Below are 20,954 nucleotides of genomic sequence, written 5' to 3'. Positions count from 1 at the left end.
ATTTTTAGTGGGCAATGAAAGGCAATGTGTGATACAGCGATATTAATAAAATACCGAAAGGGGAAGTGTTACCAGGTAAGACTTTGGGGCGAAAACAGGGCTATTAGGGGTAGAAATCAGGTGGCCGGGGTGAATCGTTCCTGGAACACCGGCAAACAGGTAGCCGATACCGGTACCGGGAGATCATGTAATCCCTCCAGCTCCAGGTAATGTCCTTTTGTATTTTTCTTAAAAAGCACCACCTTGGTAATATTCACGAGGTAAGAACGGTGTGCCCGCACAAAATGCCGGGGCGATAAATAACTTTCCAGTTTCTTCAGGGATGTTCTCACCAGCTCTTTACAAACCTGGTTACCCGACAGGTAATACACCTGTACATAATTATCTTCTGCCTTTACCAGCAGCAGCTTACCAGGATGCAGCGTTAATACAGGCTTATCATGTTCATCGCGGATCAGGATGCAGCTTTCTTCCGTTTTCACCCCTACCTGGTCTTTATCTTTCTCCAGGCTTTTGAGCTGTGCTATTTTCTCCCTGGTAAAAAACCAAAGCAGGGCTATACAATAAGGTAATGGAAAAATCAGGGAGGTATAACGGAGGGTATTGACAAATTCTGTCCAGGTAAAAAAGAAAGTATCCGTGATAGACACGTTTACGATGGTAACCAGCAGTGACACCAGCAATACTTCTCCCAAAAACCAGCAGCCATAGGTGGCATTGGTTAACTTCCTGCGCACTTTCCAGCCTGCCAGGGCAAACTGGGTGACACAGAGTACTGCTACCCCGCATAAAGTAAAAATCAGGAACAGGGGCATCAGGGCAAGGTGCTGACCTTCATACCAGATGTTAATATTAAAAGGCAGAAAAATATACATAAACAGGAAGCTGAAAATGCTGCTAAAAGCAACCAGGATCATCCTGTTGGCAATGGGATCCAGTAAAGTAAAGCGCGGTTGCTCTGCAACATATTTCGACAGCAGTGGCAAAGTAGGTATGCTTTTCATATCGTGGATGATTTTCTTCATTTAAGATAAGTAAAAAAGCTGTAATCAGAACGCAGCGGCTCCCCGTTGTAATGGCTGCATTTTTTGAGGACGCAAATATATAAGATATTATCTTACAGGCAGATTTAAACCCATCGTAAATGAACAGGGAATTTCGGATACCCGCTTTTTTCAGGATCACCTGCCTTGTCATGAGCGTAGTAATGCTGGCCATGACCGGCTATGCCATTTCCCAGATCAATGAATCGCCACTGTTCATCTTTATCACGTTTGCCTGCCTGCTACTTGCCTGGTCAATGTTTGCCTATACCCGGCTGAAGCTCACTTTTTCCGAAACGTCGCTGGACTTTACCGGCGGATGGTTCCCTCATCATGCCCCCTGGAACGAAATTCATAAAATAGAAATGACGGAAGTGGGGAAATTTATGGAGCCACAGGTTACCCTGTTTTATGGCGATAAAAAGCTGACAATTACCCGTAGCATGTTTCTAAAACGACAATACAAAGAAATATTGCTGTTATTGGAACAACGGTTGTCGCCCCACCTGTTTACAGCACAATACCAGCAGATACGACGAAAAGTGATGCGGCCTTAAAAAACCGGTACTTCTCCTGGTCGCAGTGCTTTACCCCGCTGTATTTCTGCCGCAGCAAAAGCTTTATCATCCAATGGTGTAAAGCCTTTAGGCGCTTTGTCGGCCCGTCCTTTATAGATCCCGATAAATGGTTTGGAAAATGTTTTATGGGTAACGGGGTCGGTCATACGAAAAAACTGGGGATACCAACCCTGTACCACCCGGGTATCGGGTGCAGGCTTGCTGGCGGCGGTCACCCTGTTGGCCTGTATTTTTTCCAGGGAGATCTGATCAATATCGGTGGCTGAAAAGAAGTAAACCCGGCGCCCACCCAGCTTACCGGAAGCTGCCCGCTTAAATACGCCGGCATGATGCCATTCGGAGGCAAATACTTCCAGCTCCTTTGCCGCGATCTTCGTATTAAAACGCTTCGACAGCAACGCTGCTACCTCACCGGCTTTCAGCAATCCTTTCGCTTCTGCGTCCTGGTAATTTTCAGACTTTCCCTGCCGGAGATAATGACTCATTTTCATGCGGGCAAGGTACTATTTATGCGGGAGTTCTATTCGCTTTCTTCCGACTTCATCCTCAGCAATTCTTCTTCAATATCCACCAGCTCATGGTATTTCCGGATAATTTCATGCTCCATATGCGGGTCTTTATTCAACTCATGCAATACATGGCGCTGGTGATCCAGCATTTTCAGGAATACATTTTTATATCCTTCATGGTCCATCCCCGGCCGTTTGTGCCGGATGGCAATTGCCTTACCGGCAGCCAGGTCGGTCCGCAGATCCTGAAGCTCCACGATGGCCTGCATATCGCTGGTATGGTATGCATCGAGGTATTGAATACTATGATCCACCAGCGCTTCGCGGATCTTTTCTTCCTGCTCTTCGGCAGACCATACCTTATCAGGGTCTTCCATCTTCACCCAACGGATCACCAGGGGTAAAGTTAGCCCCTGTACCACCAGGGTGAGCAGGATTACCGTAAACGTGATAAACAATACCAGGTTCCGTTGCGGAAAAGGCTGACCATTGTTCATCAACACCGGGATAGACAAGGCCGCCGCCAGCGACACCACGCCCCTCATGCCCGCCCAGCCAATAATGATGGGGCCTTTCCAGCCCGGGCGGTTGTCGGCGGTGGTAATATAGCGACTGATAAATACCGTGAACACCGAAGCGCCCAACGTGCAACACAAGCGCGTTACAATCAGGGCGACTGTAATGATACAACCATATTTAATAGCGGCGCCTATGCTCACGGTTCCCAGCTCGCGGATAATAACAGGCAGCTCCAACCCGATGAGCATAAACACGAGTCCATTCAACAGGAACCCCAGCGTAGCCCATGTATTAGCGCCCTGCAGGCGGCTGCGGTAATTAAGGATACGTATGCTGCGGGAGGAGAGGAAAAGTCCCCCGCTGACAACTGCCAGTACGCCGGAACCATGCAGCGATTCTGCCGCGATGTACATCACATAAGGCGCCGTTAGTGTCAATACTACATCCATCTGTGTGCTGGTAGGCAACCAGCGATGAATACCATAGTATACCACCGCCACCGCCAGCCCAATGACCACTCCTACTACAATGGCCACCACAAAGCTTCCCAACGCCTCGTGAAATACAAATACGCCCGTCATCACCGCTGTTTTGGCAAAGCTGAATACAATCAAACTGGAGGCATCATTCATCAGACTCTCCCCTTCCAGTATCGCAGAAATCCGTTTCGGTACTTTTACATATTTCAGGATCGTAGTGGCTGATACCGCATCGGGAGGCGATACAATGCCTCCTAACAGGAAGCCCAGTGCCAGCGTAAATCCGGGGATCAACGCCTTCGATACCACCGCCACCACCAGGGATGTAAATACAACAATGAGAAAAGCAAAGCTGGCAATCACTCTTCGCCATCGCCAAAACTCTTTCCACGACGTATACCAGGCCGCTTCATATAACAAGGGCGGCAAAAAGATCAACAGGATCAATTCCGGGTTGATTTGTATGGAAGGGAGAAAATGAAACTGGCTCACCAGGAGTCCGCCCAGCACCAGCACAATCGGGTAGGCGATCTTCAGCTGCTGCGCCAGCAGTACAAAAAACAGGATAATAAAAACGAGCAGGATATATTCGATGACCGATGTAAGCATATGACGACTTGCTTTTACCATATTTCCCGGCAGGGTTACACCCGACGGGTATAACCAAAATACTGTATTTCCGGGAGATAATCTTGTCTAAGCCATATGCCGGTGATTGATTATTTGTTCAACCATACCACCTTTTGTTCCGGTGCATGTTCCTGTCCGATTATATCGCGGTACAAATCGGGACGCCGCGCCTTGATATACCGGGAACCGCCCGCCTGTGTGAGCTTTTCGGGGTTGATGGTAGCGGTAATAATATCGTTGCCCAGGGTGCGGCATTCCGCGATTACATCTCCAAAAGGATCTATTACCATGGCACAACCATTTTTTAACTGGTCGTCATCCATACCAATGGGGTTGGAAAAAACTACGTATACAGCATTATCGTAGGCCCGTGCCGGCAACCATTTCATGAGCCAGTCGCGCCCCTTCATACCATCAAATTCCAGTCGCACAGAGGTAGGATCTGTTTCCCGGCGCTCCCACAGCACAGGATCCACAAACCCGGCCCCCGGGCGGGTGGAAGGCGTACACATCGTTACATGCGGCATGAAAATGATATCGGCACCCAGCAAGCGGGTGGCCCGCACATTTTCGATGATATTGTTATCATAACAAATCAGGATACCACATTTCCAGCCCTGGATCTCAAAAATGCAATAGGCATCTCCCGGCGTAAGATGAGGATTAATGAAAGGATGCAATTTCCGGTATTTGGCCACCAGCCCATTTTTATCTACACATACATAGGCCTTGAACAGGCGCTGTTGCTCATCTTTCTCAAATAAGCCGGCCAGCACCACGATATTGTGGCGGGTGGCTATTTCCTGAAGCCGCGCTATGCTGGGACCCTGGGGTATAAATTCCGCCAGCTCCAGCATTTGTTCTTTACTAAGGTTTCGGGCAAAAGTGTAGCCGGTAATGGCGCATTCATGAAAGGCAATGACGCTGGCACCCTCGCTGGCGGCTTTCTCCGCCAGTTTTTCGATTACAGAGAGATTATAACTTTTATCACCGCTCTTATTCTCAAACTGCGCGGTGGCAATCTTTATATTGTTCATGGCTATCTGGTTATAGCACAAAACTAATGGCTCCCTTTTTGGGAAAAATGTACAAATCCGACAAAAGCATTTTTCTTAAACGCCGGGTGACCGAAACGCCAGGAAGTTGACCGCCAGCGGGTGTACCTGGTGCCGGTATTGAGAAGGGGTGAGTCCGGTATATTTTTTAAACTCCCGGATCAGGTGCGGCTGATCAGCATAACCCGCATCATACGCCAGGGAGGTAAGGTGTGTGGAAGATGGCGACGTTTTCAGACAGCGGAGGAATACATGCAGCTTTACAATCCCCGCAAACTGTTTAGGAGAAACGCCGATGCCGGCGGTAAATGCCCGCTCCAATTTTCGTTCGTGGCAGCCCGTTAGTTGAGTAAGCTGCTGTACCGTTACCAGGCCCTTGCTGGTGGCAATAAAGCGCATAGCGGCAGTTACGGGCGACTGCACCGGAAAACTTTTCCCCGACAACCATGTACCGAAAAAGTCTTCCACCATCCGGATCTTTTCGGAGATATCGGGTTGTTCGAGTAGTCTGTCATATAAAGTTCCTGCGGCAGAACCGAATAGTTCGGCTGTTGGTAAAATATCGTCTTTGAGTTCACCGGAAGGGATGCCTAGCAGGCTGTAAACAGCATGTGCGTGAAACACCACAATCATCAGGGAAATATGTCCATGGCCATACAGGTCACGGAAAGCATTTACCTGTCCGTATACAAAGCTATCCGGTAAATAAGCGGGTGTACCGTCGGGGGTAAATCCGCGGATCAGCCGGTCTTTAAACGAAAATACCCAGCCCGTATGCCCATCGGCAAATAACCGGAGCTGCTTTACCGCTTCCGTGGTCGTTTCCAGGAAAAGATAGTGTTTAATAAAACCAGATAGCGCTATGGATGGAGGTACCTGCATATAACGCTGCAAATATACAGCGACTTTAGCTGGCAGCTTATTCGTACATGGCGTTTATTTCTTTTTCGAATTGTTGCTCTACCACTTTTCTCCTGAGCGAGAGTTTAGGCGTGAGAATACCGTTATCGACGGTCCATTCGCCGGGGAGCAGCGTAAATTTCTTTACCTGTTCAACGTGTCCGAAGAGGGGGTTGTAGCGGTCCACCTGCTCCTGGATCAGCTGAATGGCAGCCGGCAATTTGATCAGCTCGCGGTTATCATCTGGTAGCGCAATGCCCTGGCTGGCCAATCGGTTCCGCACCTGGTCGAAGCCAGGTACAATCAGTGCCGACACGAACTTACGGCCGGGGCCTACGATCATCATCTGCGCGATGAAAGGGCTTTCCCGCATCTTATTTTCAATAGCCTGTGGCGCCACATATTTTCCACCGGAAGTTTTAAAGATTTCCTTTTTCCGGTCGGTGATTTTTAAGAAGCGGTTTTCTACGCAAACACCTATATCGCCGGTGGCCAACCAGCCATCCGGTGAAATAACGGCCGCCGTTTGTTCAGGCTTTTTGTAATAGCCCAACATGATATTGGGGCCGCGGCAAATAATTTCTCCATCTTCGGCCAGCTTTACTTCTATGTCATCGATCAGCGTACCTACGGTGCCAATGCGGCGGTCTTTACTTTCGATACGGTTCACAGAAATAACCGGTGAGGTTTCCGTTAGGCCATAACCTTCCATGACGATAATACCGGCGGCAGTAAAAATACGGATAAGTTTTTCCTGCATGGCGGCCGATCCGCTCACAATGGCATCTACCCTGCCACCCAGCGCTTCCCGCCACTTATTAAAGATGAGTTTATTGGCCAGGGCCAGCTGCACGCGATAAAAAATGCTGCCCCGGTTTATGTTGTCATATCGCTTGCCTAAGTCGACTGCCCAAAAGAACAGCGCCCGTTTGATCCCCTTCAACTCCATGCCTTTTGCCATAATCCTTTCGTACACTTTTTCCAGTAACCGGGGCACACAGGTAAATATCATTGGTTTTATCTCTCTGAGATTATCTCCAATGGTATCCATACTTTCGGCGTAGTAAATACTGAGACCCGCCTGTATATAGATATACGTCACTGTTTTTTCGAAGATGTGGTTCAGCGGTAAAAAGCTGAGGCAGCGATCATCTTTGCGGGCAAACGAAAATGCCGGCATGGAGCCTATAACATTGCTCACAATGTTGCGGTGCGTGAGCATCACTCCCTTGGGAGTACCGGTGGTGCCGGAGGTATAGATGATGGTCGCTACCGTTTCGCCGGTAATGCGGTCGCATACAGCTTTTCGTTTGGCTTCACCGGCCGGCGAAGCGGTGAGTGTTTTCCAATGCTTTACACCGGGCACTTCATCAAACGTGTATACATGGGTGAGTGTAGGAATATCTTTAAACGCTGGCTGGAAGCGGTCGTACAGCTCTTTACCGGCAAAGATCATGATGCGTACCTCTGCTTCGTTGAGGATCAGTGCAAATTCGGTGGGACTGATCGTTGGATAAATGGGCGTGAGTATGGCCCCGGTTTGCTGAACACCCAGATCTGCAATAATCCACTCCGGCCTGTTTTGCGACACGAGGGCTATTTTCTCTTGTTTCTCCGGCAGCAATTCATCATTTTGTATCCCCAATTCCAGTAATCCATCGGCAAAAGCGGCTGCCTGTTCCATTACTTCCCGGCAAGTGAGGGTTTGCCAGGTGCCATTTACTTTTGAGGCAAGCATAATGCTGTTGGGACGTGCGGTGGCCTGCGCTGCGGCCAGATCAAATAACCTGTTCATATGATAACATTGTTTCGTGGACTCCTGACCGATAATAAATAAGTATAGGTGCTGCTCATCCGGATGATTACAGTGATAACAGTTGGGCCGGTATTTGACTCCCGGCCATTCTTCCAAAAATAATTATTCCCTGCTAAACTTTAGCTGAATTTTCACTTTTCTTCTTTTACGCGGTCCGCGCGGAATGTGCCGTTTGGTTGCATTAATTTTACTGCCGTCACCTGGTCTCCTTCTTCCTCAAAATTCAGTTTATAGTTCTTTAGTTCCTTTACCCTGAAAAGGTGACCATCTTCCGCTTCCAGCGTGAAAGTGGGTTGTCCGGGTACATACACCTGCAACACGTTATTGGCGGCAAGTTTAATGGTAATAGAGAATCCTTCACTTTTATACTGGCCGGTAAATTTCCTGAGCGTATCCGGTGATAGCGTTACCGTTTTGCCTACCCGGTCGAAGATAACCGGCCCGCCAGCGGGATCGAAGGAGAATTGCAGCTGGTCCACTTCGCCGGTGGTGGCCAGGAGAAATTGTACCCGCATATTGGATTTGTATTTCACATCGATCACCGAGTCGGCCGCATTGAACGGGGAAAAGATATCATAGTTTTCGTGGTACAGGTACCAGGTGATATAGGGGAACCTGGCATATAAGGAATCATTTTTTACATAGAGGTCAAAATACCCATAGGCATCATTCTTATACTGACCGGCGAAAGCCGATAACGGATGGGACGCCGGGTGTGGGGTAAAGGTGGAATCTTTTTCCGGCCCCAGGCCGTCGTTCTGTTTAGGCTTGGGCTTCTCTCTCTTAGTGGTATTGATACCCATCAGGTGATCAGAAACCAGGTCTGTCACCAGGGTAGGCACGGGAGAATTCTGCTGGTTGCTGAGTACCACGATGCCGATGCTATCAGTAGGGTAAAAGGCCATCAGTGCGGTGAACCCATCTATGTTGCCGCCATGTTCCACGCGGTAATGTCCCCGGTAGGAAAACAGCATCCAGGCAAAGCCATAGTTGAGGAACTGGGAATAAGTGGATTTGCTGTCCGGCAAGTTTCCCGATACGACCATTTGAGAGGAAATCGCATCTTTTACATAGCTGGCCGGGAGAATTTCTTTTTTATTGTAGGTGCCTCCATTGATCCAGGTGATCAGCCATTTCGACATATCCATTACCGTGCTGTTGATAGCGCCTGCCGGGCCCATAGCGGTAATGGGATGATATTTCATTTCCTTGATCGTGTTTTTATCATCTACCTCGTATCCAAGGGAGCGCTCGGGGGCGGCGGCTAAGGCCACGGTACCGATAGACGATGCCTGCATGTCCAGGGGTTCAAAAATCTGGCTGCTGATATTTTGTTCCCATGATTTGCCGGTAAGCTGCTCTGTCACCATGCCCTGCACCATAAACATGAAGTTATTGTATTGCCAGCGGGCGCGCAGCGGACAATCGGGCTTCATGTAATACATCCGTTTCAGGAGCGTATCCCGAGAGTCGGTGCCAAACAGGTACCAGGCCATATCATAGCGGGAATAGCCGGTACGGTGGCACATCATATCGCGGAGGGTTAACTGGTGGTCGAGGTCGGGGTTATTGAAATGCAGCGCTGGCAGGTAAGTAGTGGCCGGTTTATCGAAATCTACTTTTCCCTGCTGCCGCAGATTGCCCAGCAGCGCGCTGGTAAAGGATTTGGTACAGGAGCCGATGGCAAAACGGGTATCAGGAGTAACCGGCAGCCTGGCGGCCTGGTCGCGGTAGCCAAACCCTTTGGCATATACCACTTTATTTTTTTCTACAACGGCAACAGCGAATCCGGCGGTATGGGTTTCTGCCAGCATTTGTGTGAGCGCGGGTTCCAGCCTGGAGAGGGTGCCAATTCTGTCTGATAGCTGCGCATGGGCGGTTGTTGTTAATCCAAGGCAAACAAGGCTAGCGATGGAGCGCTGAAGGGATGAAAATTTCATGCAGTATAATTATTCCCTGAATCTAGCGGGAATTATTTAATAATTACATTAATGTTTACCTAAATAAAGCAATGCCTCCGGGAGGAATGTCTATTTCAGGTAATATACTATTATATATGGGTAATCCACCATACTGCGTGCATTAAAAGAAATGTTACTTTAGTTTACACTTTGCTATGATCAACGTCAACCAGCTTTACACATCCTTTTGGGTCATGGGGGATCTTTCCGCGTTTAAGGAAATGATGAGGGCATTTACGCCTTCATTAAAGTATTTCGCGTATAGTATTGTAGGTAATGAGGAAGAAGCGGAAGAGATTGTAGCCGATGTATTTATTAAAGTATGGGAGCAACGGCAACAGGTAGCCTGCCCGCAGAACGTTCGTTATTACCTGTTTAAAGCCGTTAAAAATACGGCATTGAACTACCTGAAAAGTCAGGGACGCCGCGAGGCCCAGCATGCTGCCTGGGAAATACAGGTGAACCGCCACCACCACCGCAATCCGGAAGCCATTATGATCAGCAAGGAGCACCTGGATCTTATACAGGCTGCTATACGGTCGCTGCCGCCCCGCTGCCGGCAGATATTCGTTCTCGTAAAAGAAGAAGGGCTCTCCTATGAAGAAGTAGCTACGTTGCTCGATATTTCCAAAGCCACTGTAAATGTACAGATGACCCTGGCCCTGAAAAAAATGTGGCTGTCCCTGGGCACTACCCTCCTCTACTCCTACTCCTGAAAAATTTTTTCGTTTCGCTTAATTGTTTTTTGTTTGGGTGTTGTCTTTATAACATATCCATGAATCATTATATCTTGAATAAATGACCAAACGGCTATGGGAGTTACTGTCCTTGCATTGGAACAATGAGATTTCCGATGAGGAAAAGGCAGAACTGGATGAGTTGTTATTGCAGCATCCGGGCGACTGGCTTCGGTCGGGGATGCTAAACCAGCTTTCGTTCAGCAGAAAACCTGCGGAAGACGAGGACGAAGCTACTGCGCGCCTGATGGATAAGGTTACGCAGGCCATTACTGCGGAGCCTCCGGCAGCTGTGCCGCCACGTCGCAAATGGCCGGTACTTAAAATGCTGATGGGCTTTTTATTTATGCTGGGCTGTGCCGGCGCCCTATGGGGTTACCTCTATGGCGGGAAACAGCATGGATATAAAATAGTAAGCACCGATGCGGGGATGCGAACCAAAATCCGCTTGCCGGATGGCAGCACCATCTGGCTCAATGCCGGCAGCACACTGCGTTATCCCGCTAAAATGGATAAGCATCAGCGGGAGGTATACCTGAGCGGGGAAGGATTTTTCGATGTTAAACATGCGGCCAACCGGCCTTTTATTATCCATGCCGCTACCATGGACATCCGGGTGCTGGGTACTTCTTTCAATGTACGTTCTTATAAAGAGGAAGATTTTGAAGAAACAGCCGTGATATCCGGTGCAGTGGAGGTAATATTAAAAGAGGGGCAACAGCGGCTCAAAGTAGCGCCCAACGAAAAAGTAATAGTGCGTACAGGAGCAGCGCCTTCCGGGAGAAATATTGGCGTAGCCCGGGAGCAAACAAACAACATGGCAGTGGAACGCCAACCATTGTCGCCTATTTCAACGGCCGACAGTACACATGTGCTGGAAACCGCCTGGATCAATAACCAGCTGATATTCCGCAATGAAACATTGCAAAGCCTGGCACTCCGGCTGGAACGCTGGTATGGCGTTAAAATCATTATCCGGGATTCAGAGCTGGCAGGCCTGCGGTTTTCTGGCCGCGCCGACAACGTATCAGTAGAAAAACTATTAAACATCTTACAAGAAATTCAGCCATTCAAATATTCCATCCAGGACGATATCATAACAATTAACTAAAATCCAGCTATGATGCACGTTATCATGATTGGGGAGCGACCTCCCTAGTGGGAAAGCTATGCCCGGAATTTCCCGGTGTTTTATTCCATGTTTCACATTTTAAAAGTATTCATAAGAATTCTACAGGTTATGAAAATAGCAACCAAACTAATTTCGTTTGCAGTGCCATGTAATGGAAGTAAATTGCTACTCATGTTCAAGTTTACTGGTGTTCTACTCTTCTTATTCTTTCAGGCTTCGGCAGCCGGATATTCACAAAACAACCTGTCGCTCTCCTTTGTAAAAGCAGATGCAGAAAAAGTATTCCGTTATCTCGAAAAAAAATCGGGCTTCACCTTCTACTACAGCAATAGCGACATAGAAAAGCTACCCAAGCTGACACTCACCATGGAAAAGGCCGACATCAAGGCGGTGCTGGATGAAATCACCCACCAAACGGGATTACATTACAGCATCCTGGAAAACAATATGGTGGTGCTAAAAAACGCTGCAGAACAAATCCGCAGCAAAAAAATCAGCGGGAAAGTGGTAGATGAAAAAGGGAATCCCCTGCCCAATATTACCGTACAGATCAAAGGCACTACACAGGGCGCCCTCACCTCCCCGGAAGGATTGTTTTCACTGGAAGTACCCGACAACGCAGTCCTCGTTATTTCCGCCATCGGCTTTCTCCGCCAGGAAGTAGTAGTAGGCGATCAGCGCCAGCTCACTATCACGCTGAGAGAAGATGTGGCCGGGTTGAATGAAGTAGTGGTAGTAGGCTACGGCACCCAGGAAAAACATAAGCTCACCAGTGCCGTAGCAACGATATCGGGGGCCGACCTCAACAAACGCGTAGCCACCAATCCCGCCTCCCTCCTGCAAGGCCAGCTACCGGGCTTACAGGTAACACAGGGATCGGGCGAACCAGGCAATGAAAATGTGCAACTGCGGATCCGCGGCGTGAGCACCTTCAGTGGCGCCGGCAACGATCCATTAGTGATCATCGACGGACTACCCGGCAACATGAGCATCTTAAATCCTAACGACATTGAATCGGTATCGGTGCTAAAAGATGCGGCATCTGCTGCTATCTATGGATCACGCGGCGCCAACGGCGTGATCGTGGTGAAAACGAAGAAAGGGAAAGGAGGCTTTTCTTTGAGCTACAATTACAACCTCGGTATTTCCAAAGCCGCCAAACTCCCTGATATCATTACCAACTCAGCCGAATACATGCAGTTGTCGAATGAAGCCCGCACCAATTCCGGCCTGGCCCCCCTTTACACCCAACAGCAAATTGACCTCTATCAAAATGCTACCGACCGTGTTAAATATCCTAACCACAACTGGTTGGATGATATTTTCCAAACCGCATATACCCAGAATCACTACCTGAACATGAGCGGCGGTAAAGACAATACCAACTATAGCCTGGGTGTGGGCATCAGCACGCAGCCCGGCGTATTGATTGGCTTCGACTATAAAAAATATACGCTCGACCTCGGCCTGAGCTCCAGGGTGAATAAAAGAATCACTGTAGGCGCCAATGTACAAATGCGCTATGCCGACAGAAAATATCCCGAAAACGGGGCAGGCGATATGTTCCTGTCTGCGCTGGCACAATCACCGCTGTACCCCGCCTCTGTAGATGGTAAATGGATCAAAAAAGCCTACTCTAATGAACTGGGCAACAAAAACCCGGTGGCCATTGTACAGGAAGATATCCGTGTAAGAACAAGCGACTACTATGCACAAGGCAACCTGTCGCTCGATGTAGATATCGTGGATGGATTGAGATGGGAAAACAAGGCCGGTATGAACTACGACAACTACAAGTACAACGACTTCCGCCCTACAATTCCTACTTATTATTTCAGCGACATGAGTCCCGCCGGATTGCTCGACGATGGTACTCCCGGCCTCACCGTGGGCAATATGGGGTATCTCTACACCGTGTATTATTCCCAATTCACCTACAAGAAGAAATTCGGAGACCACCAGTTATCCGCACTGGCCGGTTATCAGCAGGAGCTGAATAAAGCAGATACTTTGGGCGCCAGCCGTACGCAGTTTCCCACCAACCTGCTGCGGGAATTGAATGCCGGGCCACAAGATGGACAAGCCAACAACGGTACATCAGGACAATGGGGTATCCGCTCCTTTTATGGTAATGTCAATTATGACTATGCAGATAAATACCTGTTTGGCGCCAGCGTAAGGTACGATGGTACTTCCAGGTTGCCTTCCAACACGCGCTGGGGTTTATTTTATTCCTTCTCCGGCGCCTGGAGAATATCTTCAGCAGCATTTATGAAAGAGGTGTCCTGGATCAATGACCTGAAGTTAAGAGCATCCTGGGGACAATTAGGTAATCAGAACATTGGTACCTATCCTTACCAATCCACCCTCGACAATACGCCTTATGTATTTGGCACCAGCATTGCCACCGGCTTCAATGGCCGCCAGGTCATTGATCCGGGACTTTCCTGGGAAACCACACGGGTACTGGATTTAGGATTGAACCTGACCGCGCTGAATAATAAACTCAACTTTACCGCCGACTGGTTCAATAAATATACTTTTGATATTCTCCGCACCTCACAAGTACCGCTGTGGTTAGGATTACAACCACCTGTTATCAACAACGGCGCTGTAAGAAACAAGGGCGTGGAATTTAGCGTACAGTATAACGACCGCATCGGGAAAAATTTCACCTGGTATATAGGCGGTAATTTCCAGGCATATAAAAATATGCTGGAGAAATTTGGCAAAAGAGAAATCAGCAGCACCACCATCCGGGAAGAAGGCCATCCCCTGGATGAATTTTACCTGTATACCTGGGATGGCATTTTCCAGAGTGCAGATGAAATTGCCAAATCGCCCAAACAGCCTGTCACACCTACTCCCGGCGATCTGAAAATAAAAGACATCAATAACGACGGCGTGATTGATGATAAAGACCGCACTTACATCAAAGGAAAATATCCTTCTTTCCAGTATGCCATTAACCTGGGCGCCTCCTGGAAAAATTTTGACCTGAGTGCTCAACTGTATGCGTCCGAAGGACAGAAAATTTATGTGAACGGCTGGGGTATAGAACCCTTCAGACAGGGCTCTGTTCCGACCACTGCGTGGAGAGACCGCTGGACGCCAACGAATCATACCAACACGATGCCCAAAATTTATGTAGCCGATGGTTATAAACCCGTACAGAATTACGCATCCACCTATTTCCTAAAAGATGCGTCTTTCCTGCGTTTGAGGAATGTACAGCTGGGCTATAATTTACCTGCCCCTATGCTGAAACAGGTAGGTATTAAATCGCTCCGCGTATATTTCACTGCCGACAACGTATTTACCATCAGCAAATTTCCCGGACTGGACCCGGAACGTGTAAGCAGCGGCAACTATGTTACCTACCCGCAAACAAAGACCTACACCTTTGGCGCGATGGTACAGTTTTAATTTCTTCCTGTTAAATGATTAGTTATGAAAAAATATCAGCAGTTATTAATATTAGTAGGAATAGCGATGATCATAGGCAGCGGCTGTGGTAAAAATGTGCTCGATGTAACGCCGCCGGATAAGCTGGCCTCCTCCCTGTTCTGGAAAACGCCCGATGATGCCGATAAGGCACTCACCGGTTTGTATAATACCTTATACGCCAGCAGTGGTGGGTATGCTACCTCCCAATACACGGTATTTGCCTGGGATAACTTTACAGATGATTCCTATGGGCAATACAACTACGGCGGTGGCCTCGATGCACTGACCGGGGGTATTACGCCACAGTCGGGCGATTTTGTATTATCGTATTATACCAACTGTTACCAGGCTATTGCCTCTGTGAATAGCTTCCTCGCTAACGTAGACAAAGTGCTGAGTGGTGACAAACTTACCCAATACAAGGGAGAAGCTTATTTCCTGCGGGCATTCAACTACTTCTGGCTGGCACAACTTTATGGTAATACCGTAATAGTAACAGAAGACCCATTCAGCCTCGACTATAAATCCAGCCGGGCAAAATCAGATCGTGATGCCGTGCTGAAGCAAGTGCTGACCGACCTTGATGCAGCTATTGCCGCCCTGCCTGACGATGCCTATGGTAACGGACATGCTGTAAAGAGCACTGCCCAGGGATATAAAGTACGGGTATTGCTTTTCCAGAAAAACTATGCTGCTGCAGCGGCACTGGCGCAGCAAATCATTACCGGCAACAAATATTCGCTGAATCCCAGCTATGCCGGCAACTTCTATAAGCCTGATCAGAATAACAGTAAGGAGATCATGTTTTCCGTGAAGTACCTGCGTCCCAATATCCTGCACCAGGATGTGGCCATTTCCGTGAACCTGCAACGCTGGAAGGGAGAACAAGGCACCCAGGATCTAATCAACGAATACGAAGCCGCTGATGGCAAAGATACCGCTTCCTCTGCGGTGTATGTACCTGGCAAACCATACGAACACCGTGATCCGCGTATGCGCCAGACTTTCTTCTTCCCCGGCGATACCAAAGCACAAGGCTGGCCATTTACCGGCGCCTTAGCCATTGCCACCCCGGGTAAAGACAGCTGGACCACCGGCTACTATGCGGTAAAGAAATGGCTGGACCCTTCCCTCGTAGACCCTGACTATGGTACCATTGATGATAATGATTTTGTATTGCTGCGTTTTGCCGACGTGTTGCTCATGTATGCCGAAGCCCAGAATGAAGTGGCTGGTCCTGACGCCTCCGTGTATTCCGCTATTAAACTGGTGAGAAACCGCAGCAATATGCCCGACTTACCAGCGGGCTTGTCGCAAACCCAGATGCGAGCCAAGATCCGGCATGAAAGAAGAGTGGAATTTGCCCTGGAAGGACTCCGCTACTTCGACCTGAGAAGGTGGGGAATTGCTGCCCAGAAACTGAATGGATTTGTGCCTAATCCGCTACAGCCCACTATCAAAACCAAGTATCTGCCCCAGTATGATTTCTGGCCTATTCCGCAAACGGAGATAGATAGAAATGCCCCTGTGTTGATACAGAATTCAGGATATTAATATCACGTATAAAACAAATGGGAGTAACGCTGAATGTGTTACTCCCATTTGTTTTATACAACTGTCATGTAATCTACCATTTGTTATAAGGCATCGTTGTCAGATTGGCATTATAATACCGGGCATCTGCCGTCACTTCTTCCGATACCCACACTGGTCGTTCAAAAGATTCATCTTCGCTTTTCAGCTCTATCTCTGCCACGATCAAACCGGCATTGTCCCCCAGGAATTCATCTATCTCCCAAACTTTATCCTTGTAGGTAAGGGTATACCTGATCTTCGACAGCTCAGCGATCGCAAACTGGTCTAACAAAGCGCTGGCTTCGTCCATCGGTATTTCATATTCAAATTCTGCCCGGGTAGCGCCGGTAGTCTTCCCCTTGATGGTCAAAAAACCCTTGGTGGGTGTGAGGCGCACCCGGATCGTTTTATGCGGGTCCAGCAGCAGGTATCCCTGCCTGTAATGTTCTCCCACAGGCTTTTCTGCCTGCTGCCATTGCGTTGCGTTTACCAAAAACTTCCTTTCTATTTCCTGTCCCATTCCTGGTTATTTTTATTGATGAGGCGATCTATTCGTGCTTTTTGCCGCAGATGATGTTGCATATGCATGGTGGTAAACTGTAACCATTCTGCTGCGCTAAAGAAATGTAATCCGGGGTGCATGGTTTTGCCCCGGGATTGTATAATATCGGTAGCCGATAATAGTTGTTGTACTTCGCGCTTTACCTGCTCCAATCCCTGTAACAGTACAACTCTGTCCACCGGCTGCGGTACGCTGTCGTAAGTAGCCGGACCGGTTATCAACACATCGGGAAATCCCTCTTGTGCGAAAATAGCTTTGGCATCAGGATGCATCTCTTTATCGCTGTTCCCGGTAGCCAGTAAGGCGGCCTTCATTTGTTCGATATGATATGTAGTATCGTCGATGAGGTGCATGTATAGCTGTCCCAATGACCAGGCTCCTGGCGCCGGCGACTGCAACAATTGTTCCAGGGAGTAGTGGTCCAGGAAAGCCATCCATTGATCAATGGTGTCATTAAAACGCTGTAGTAATAGCTGGTGTGATATCATGCAATGGTATCAAAATTCATGAATTTAATCTACTAATCCGTCGTCACGCAGTTTGTCGAAAGCCATTAACACTCCTGCTACCTGGTGGGCTTCCATTTGATAGCTGGCAGGTGTAAAGTAACGCAGGGCGCCGATTTCAGCAGAAGGAACAGGCTCCTGTTCCAGCTCATGCAAAAAACAATGTTGTCTCATTTCCAGGTTATCCTCACCAAAAGCAGGAGCCGTAATGAAGTAATACCATTGCAGGCTATCTGCCGGCAAATGGATATTCAGCTCTTCATTAATTTCCCGTTGCAGGGCTGCCACCGCTGTTTCTCCCGGATCTACTTTTCCTCCCGGCAAATACCAGGCGCCTTTATTATTACTATAGGCGAGCAATAGCCGACGGTTTTTTATCACAATCAGGCCCGCACAATCTATATGTTTCATGGTGTAAAAATAAGAAAGCTACCTGTTTAAATGACTGGAAGTATTATTTCGGGAATATATCCAGCCTTGAAAGCCCGGATGATGGAAGCCGGCGTTAACACGGTTCCTGTTTCGTTAGGGCTGATGGCTATAGGTGCACCATAACCGAAAGGCGACCAGGGATAAGCCATCTGCCGGAATACCAGGCAGGGCTGTTCGTTTATGACGATAAAAGCGCCATCCGGCAGTTGACCAAAAGTGTCTTCATAGGTGACTTTTTCCTTCGTTCGGTTGATCCTTTCCTGGTGTAAAATTTTATCTATTTCCTGTATCGATACTTCCGCGGTAAATCCATATTGGGGATTACCCGCCAGCCAGCAGGATTTAAAATGCTGGTAAGCGGAGCGCCTGCATTCAAAGCAGGGACGATGCCCTGCGGAGAAGGCGGTGGCTTCATCCAGGAAAAATAATTCTGTATAGCGACCGGGCGTCATCACCGTTCTTTTGCGGTTTTTGAATTGCAGTACGCAGGTGATCCAGGCGGTGGATTTATATGCCCGGCAAATATGTTGCTGCTCATCGTGCAATATGCCCCGATTGCCCATCCAGCCGCCGCGGGCACTGGTTTTAATGAGGTAGCCGAATGGGTCTACCCTGTTTTGTAACATACCCATCACATTTTATCCTATTGAATGTAAGAAAGTTTTACCGTTTCGAAACGGCGTACAGGTGTTCGGGGATTTGTGCCAATACTGATTCTTCCAATCTCTCCCCTAACCCGTACAGTTGCTGAAAGCTCATGAGCAAGGGCCGCCATTTATCCGGATCTACGCGGTTAGGATGCCCATCCATCCCGATACTGGGGTGGAGGTGCACCCGGATAATATCCAGGTGGAAGATGCATATACTTTGCGTGGCGCCCAGGGAATGTACTGCCGACACTGTGGCTTCGAGGTGTACGGGGCATTCTGCTACACGGGGTGCAGGTACTTTGTCGGCAGGCAATGTGTAAAACCAGCTGTTTCGAATTTATGGGGTTCAAACCGGTAGCCTCTTTGCTGTTTCCGTTCCGGAACCGGGTTAGTACCAGTGGTGAGTGCCAGGCGGTTTACGCCGGCCACTTCCTTTACCGAAGGGAGGTTGAGTACACAGCTGCGGGTGCGCAACAGGTTTTCGGTCGTTTTGGATGAGGCTCCCAGTCCCAATACACATTGTTGTCCCAGCCAGAATGCCGATGACATGGGCGCAAGGTTAGCTGATCCATCTTCATTGAGGGTGCTGATTAATACGACCGGTGTTCCGAAATAGAGGATAGCCGGTTCACTGACTACATGCATAACGTCTGTTTTTACAGTAAAGGTGACGTTTGCACCGGGGGTACACAACCCGTTTCTTGCGGAGATGTACCGGCTTATAGCACATCTATCTTCCGCTGCATAGTCCGTTTATCCGTGTCCGTTATTGCCAGCTGGTAAGCCCGTTGAAAATGCTCGCGGGCCTTATTGGGGTTAGTACTGCTATACAGTTCTCCCAGCAGGGCAAAATAAAAGTGATTGTTTTCCAGCTTCAATTTTTCCGCTTCGGTAATAGCAATGGCGGCGCCGTGTACCTTAGCGAGTGCATAGGTTCTGTTGAGCGCGGCAATAGGAGAATAAGCTACCTGGAGCAGGCGGTTGTAGAGTTGCAGCACCTGTTCCCATTTTTCGGGCGTATCATTTTTTTGTGTGCTCCAGTAAGCTATCGCCGCTTCGAGATGATAACGGGAAAGCCGTTGTCCCTCCGAAGCCCGGTGCAGGAACCATGCTCCACGGCCTATTAATTCCTGGTTCCAGCGGGTTTCGTCCTGGTCGTGGTACAGTATAATTTCCCCATTGTCGCTTTTACGGGCTTCAAACCGGGAAGCATGAAAACACATCAAAGCAAACAGCGCATTCACTTCTGGCTGGTTGGTGGCTTCGTATTCAATCAATAAATAGGTGAGCCGCATCGCTTCCAGGCAAAGGTCTTCCCGTAGTACAGCGTCCTGGCTTTCCGAGTAGTAGCCTTCATTAAACAGCAGGTACAAAGTAGTGAGCACCGCATCGAGGCGTTGATTGATTTCCGTTGGTGCGGGGAACTCGATGGGAATTTTCTCTTCTCTTAACTTCTCTTTTGCCCGGAATAACCTTTTATTGATAACTTCCTTGTTCGTTAAAAAAGCGGTGGCAATTTCAGGAATCCCAAAACCACAGAGGATGCGAAGGGCCAATCCTATCTGGGCTTCCACCGGGATAGCGGGGTGACAGATAGCAAACAACATCTGTAGCTGGCTGTCTGTAATATTTTTTTCCGAGAGATTGATATCCAGCTGTTCACTGTCGGTTGCCGCGGCCTTCATCTGCGGGGCTATTTTTTCTGCAAAGTGCTGGTTACGTAAAAGATAATTCCTGGTTTTATTTTTTGCCACCAGGTACAACCAGGCTACCGGGTTCTCCGGAATACCCTTATAGGGCCATACTTCCAGGGCAGATAAAAACGTTTCGCCTGCGATATCTTCCGCTACGGCGATGTTTTCTATTCCGAAAGCCTTGCAGAGCACCGCAGTGATCTTTCGAAATTCTGTCCTGAATAAATGTGGTATTAAGGCGGGTTGTTCCATGACATAAAAATAAAACAGTCCCGGTAACCTTGCTACCGGGACTAACTTCTCTTTTAATGTACGCCGTCACCTTTAGCGATCTGCCGTACCTCCACCGTATTACCGTCGCCCTGCAAAATGGGGCAGCCCTTTGCAAACTCCACAGCTTCTTCCACAGAACCAGCTTTTACGATAATGTAGCCTCCAATGGTTTCCTTTATTTCGCCAAAAGGGCCGTTGGTCACGGTTCTATTGGCATGTACCACCCGGGCATCTGCAAAAGGAAGGCCATTACCGCCTACAAATTTGTTTTGTGCGGCGATACCGCCGATCCAATCCATGGTTTGTTTCATCCATATCTGGTTTTGTTCCGGAGAGGCTATCTTATGGCCGTCTTCGTGTCTGAAAATCAGGATAAACTCTTGCATTGTTGTACGTTTTAATGTTATACCTGTATAACAAATGGTTTTGGACGGATTGGACAAGGCATTGGATTTT

At 48.5% G+C, this 20,954-nt stretch carries 20 protein-coding genes; 5 read left to right on the top strand and 15 right to left on the bottom strand.

Features of this window, described 5'->3' with window-relative positions:
* Positions 1–116: 116 nt before the first annotated feature.
* On the bottom strand, positions 117–1,004 hold the full coding sequence (locus FHW36_RS12670) for a LytTR family DNA-binding domain-containing protein (RefSeq protein WP_186452413.1): 888 nt from the start codon (positions 1,002–1,004) through the stop codon (positions 117–119).
* A 140-nt stretch (positions 1,005–1,144) separates the two neighbouring features.
* On the opposite strand from FHW36_RS12670, the gene FHW36_RS12665 reads away from it, so the two are divergent.
* On the top strand, positions 1,145–1,600 hold the full coding sequence (locus FHW36_RS12665) for a hypothetical protein (RefSeq protein WP_145668968.1): 456 nt from the start codon (positions 1,145–1,147) through the stop codon (positions 1,598–1,600).
* On the opposite strand, the gene FHW36_RS12660 is transcribed toward FHW36_RS12665, so the two are convergent.
* From FHW36_RS12660 to FHW36_RS12635, 6 genes are all read right to left on the bottom strand, one after another.
* A complete protein-coding gene (locus tag FHW36_RS12660) occupies positions 1,597–2,112 on the bottom strand; it encodes a hypothetical protein (protein WP_145668965.1) in 516 nt (171 codons plus the stop codon). The two genes, FHW36_RS12665 and FHW36_RS12660, sit on opposite strands and share 4 nt — an antisense overlap.
* Positions 2,113–2,141: 29 nt before the next feature.
* Positions 2,142–3,737: a Na+/H+ antiporter gene (locus FHW36_RS12655; protein ID WP_145668962.1), complete on the bottom strand. Its 1,596-nt coding sequence runs from the start codon at positions 3,735–3,737 to the stop codon at positions 2,142–2,144.
* A 110-nt stretch (positions 3,738–3,847) separates the two neighbouring features.
* Positions 3,848–4,795: a nitrilase family protein gene (locus FHW36_RS12650; protein ID WP_145668959.1), complete on the bottom strand. Its 948-nt coding sequence runs from the start codon at positions 4,793–4,795 to the stop codon at positions 3,848–3,850.
* A 75-nt stretch (positions 4,796–4,870) separates the two neighbouring features.
* Positions 4,871–5,707: a helix-turn-helix domain-containing protein gene (locus tag FHW36_RS12645; protein WP_145668956.1), complete on the bottom strand. Its 837-nt coding sequence runs from the start codon at positions 5,705–5,707 to the stop codon at positions 4,871–4,873.
* 25 nt (positions 5,708–5,732) lie between these two features.
* Complete coding sequence (locus tag FHW36_RS12640) at positions 5,733–7,508, bottom strand: AMP-dependent synthetase/ligase (protein ID WP_145668953.1); 1,776 nt, start codon at positions 7,506–7,508, stop codon at positions 5,733–5,735.
* A gap of 152 nt (positions 7,509–7,660) precedes the next feature.
* Positions 7,661–9,469: a serine hydrolase gene (locus FHW36_RS12635; protein ID WP_145668950.1), complete on the bottom strand. Its 1,809-nt coding sequence runs from the start codon at positions 9,467–9,469 to the stop codon at positions 7,661–7,663.
* 176 nt (positions 9,470–9,645) lie between these two features.
* Here FHW36_RS12635 and FHW36_RS12630 point away from each other — a divergent pair, with 176 nt between their 5' ends.
* The 4 genes from FHW36_RS12630 to FHW36_RS12615 all read left to right on the top strand — a co-directional run bounded on the left by FHW36_RS12630 (position 9,646) and on the right by FHW36_RS12615 (position 16,360).
* The gene (locus tag FHW36_RS12630) at positions 9,646–10,206 is read left to right on the top strand and encodes an RNA polymerase sigma-70 factor (protein WP_145668947.1); all 561 of its coding nucleotides are present in this window, start codon (positions 9,646–9,648) and stop codon (positions 10,204–10,206) included.
* Between the two features lie 82 nt (positions 10,207–10,288).
* Positions 10,289–11,338 (top strand): FecR family protein, encoded by a 1,050-nt coding sequence (locus FHW36_RS12625; protein WP_145668944.1) that lies wholly within the window; start codon positions 10,289–10,291, stop codon positions 11,336–11,338.
* A gap of 192 nt (positions 11,339–11,530) precedes the next feature.
* On the top strand, positions 11,531–14,785 hold the full coding sequence (locus FHW36_RS12620; protein WP_186452412.1) for a SusC/RagA family TonB-linked outer membrane protein: 3,255 nt from the start codon (positions 11,531–11,533) through the stop codon (positions 14,783–14,785).
* Positions 14,786–14,809: 24 nt separating this feature from the next.
* Positions 14,810–16,360 carry a RagB/SusD family nutrient uptake outer membrane protein gene (locus FHW36_RS12615; protein WP_145668939.1) on the top strand — a complete coding sequence of 517 codons (1,551 nt, stop codon included), beginning with the start codon at positions 14,810–14,812 and terminating at the stop codon, positions 16,358–16,360.
* 73 nt (positions 16,361–16,433) lie between these two features.
* Here the strand turns inward: FHW36_RS12615 and FHW36_RS12610 are convergent, their stop codons facing one another.
* From FHW36_RS12610 to FHW36_RS12580, 8 genes are all read right to left on the bottom strand, one after another.
* Positions 16,434–16,901, bottom strand: coding sequence for a CYTH domain-containing protein (locus tag FHW36_RS12610; RefSeq protein WP_145668936.1), 468 nt, complete (start codon positions 16,899–16,901; stop codon positions 16,434–16,436).
* On the bottom strand, positions 16,886–17,431 hold the full coding sequence (locus FHW36_RS12605; protein ID WP_145668933.1) for a DinB family protein: 546 nt from the start codon (positions 17,429–17,431) through the stop codon (positions 16,886–16,888). Before FHW36_RS12605 ends, FHW36_RS12610 begins: the two co-directional genes overlap by 16 nt.
* A gap of 24 nt (positions 17,432–17,455) precedes the next feature.
* Entirely contained in the window at positions 17,456–17,860 is a 405-nt protein-coding gene (locus FHW36_RS12600; protein ID WP_145668931.1) for an NUDIX hydrolase, read from the bottom strand.
* Positions 17,861–17,886: 26 nt separating this feature from the next.
* Positions 17,887–18,507 carry a hypothetical protein gene (locus FHW36_RS12595; protein WP_145668928.1) on the bottom strand — a complete coding sequence of 207 codons (621 nt, stop codon included), beginning with the start codon at positions 18,505–18,507 and terminating at the stop codon, positions 17,887–17,889.
* Positions 18,508–18,544: 37 nt separating this feature from the next.
* A complete protein-coding gene (locus tag FHW36_RS30705) occupies positions 18,545–18,844 on the bottom strand; it encodes a hypothetical protein (RefSeq protein WP_222429063.1) in 300 nt (99 codons plus the stop codon).
* Complete coding sequence (locus FHW36_RS30700; protein WP_222429062.1) at positions 18,811–19,176, bottom strand: flavin reductase family protein; 366 nt, start codon at positions 19,174–19,176, stop codon at positions 18,811–18,813. The genes FHW36_RS30705 and FHW36_RS30700 overlap by 34 nt, the downstream gene beginning before the upstream one ends.
* A gap of 74 nt (positions 19,177–19,250) precedes the next feature.
* Positions 19,251–20,477: an RNA polymerase sigma factor gene (locus FHW36_RS12585; protein WP_145668925.1), complete on the bottom strand. Its 1,227-nt coding sequence runs from the start codon at positions 20,475–20,477 to the stop codon at positions 19,251–19,253.
* A gap of 53 nt (positions 20,478–20,530) precedes the next feature.
* Positions 20,531–20,884, bottom strand: a complete 354-nt coding sequence (locus tag FHW36_RS12580) for a YciI family protein (protein ID WP_145668922.1) — start codon at positions 20,882–20,884, stop codon at positions 20,531–20,533.
* Positions 20,885–20,954 lie beyond the last annotated feature (70 nt).

It is taken from the genome of Chitinophaga polysaccharea, assembly GCF_007829335.1.
Classification (GTDB): Bacteria; Bacteroidota; Bacteroidia; order Chitinophagales; family Chitinophagaceae; genus Chitinophaga; species Chitinophaga polysaccharea_B.
Note: the sequence above shows the minus strand (reverse complement) of the source record. Positions and strands in the feature narration are given on the sequence as shown.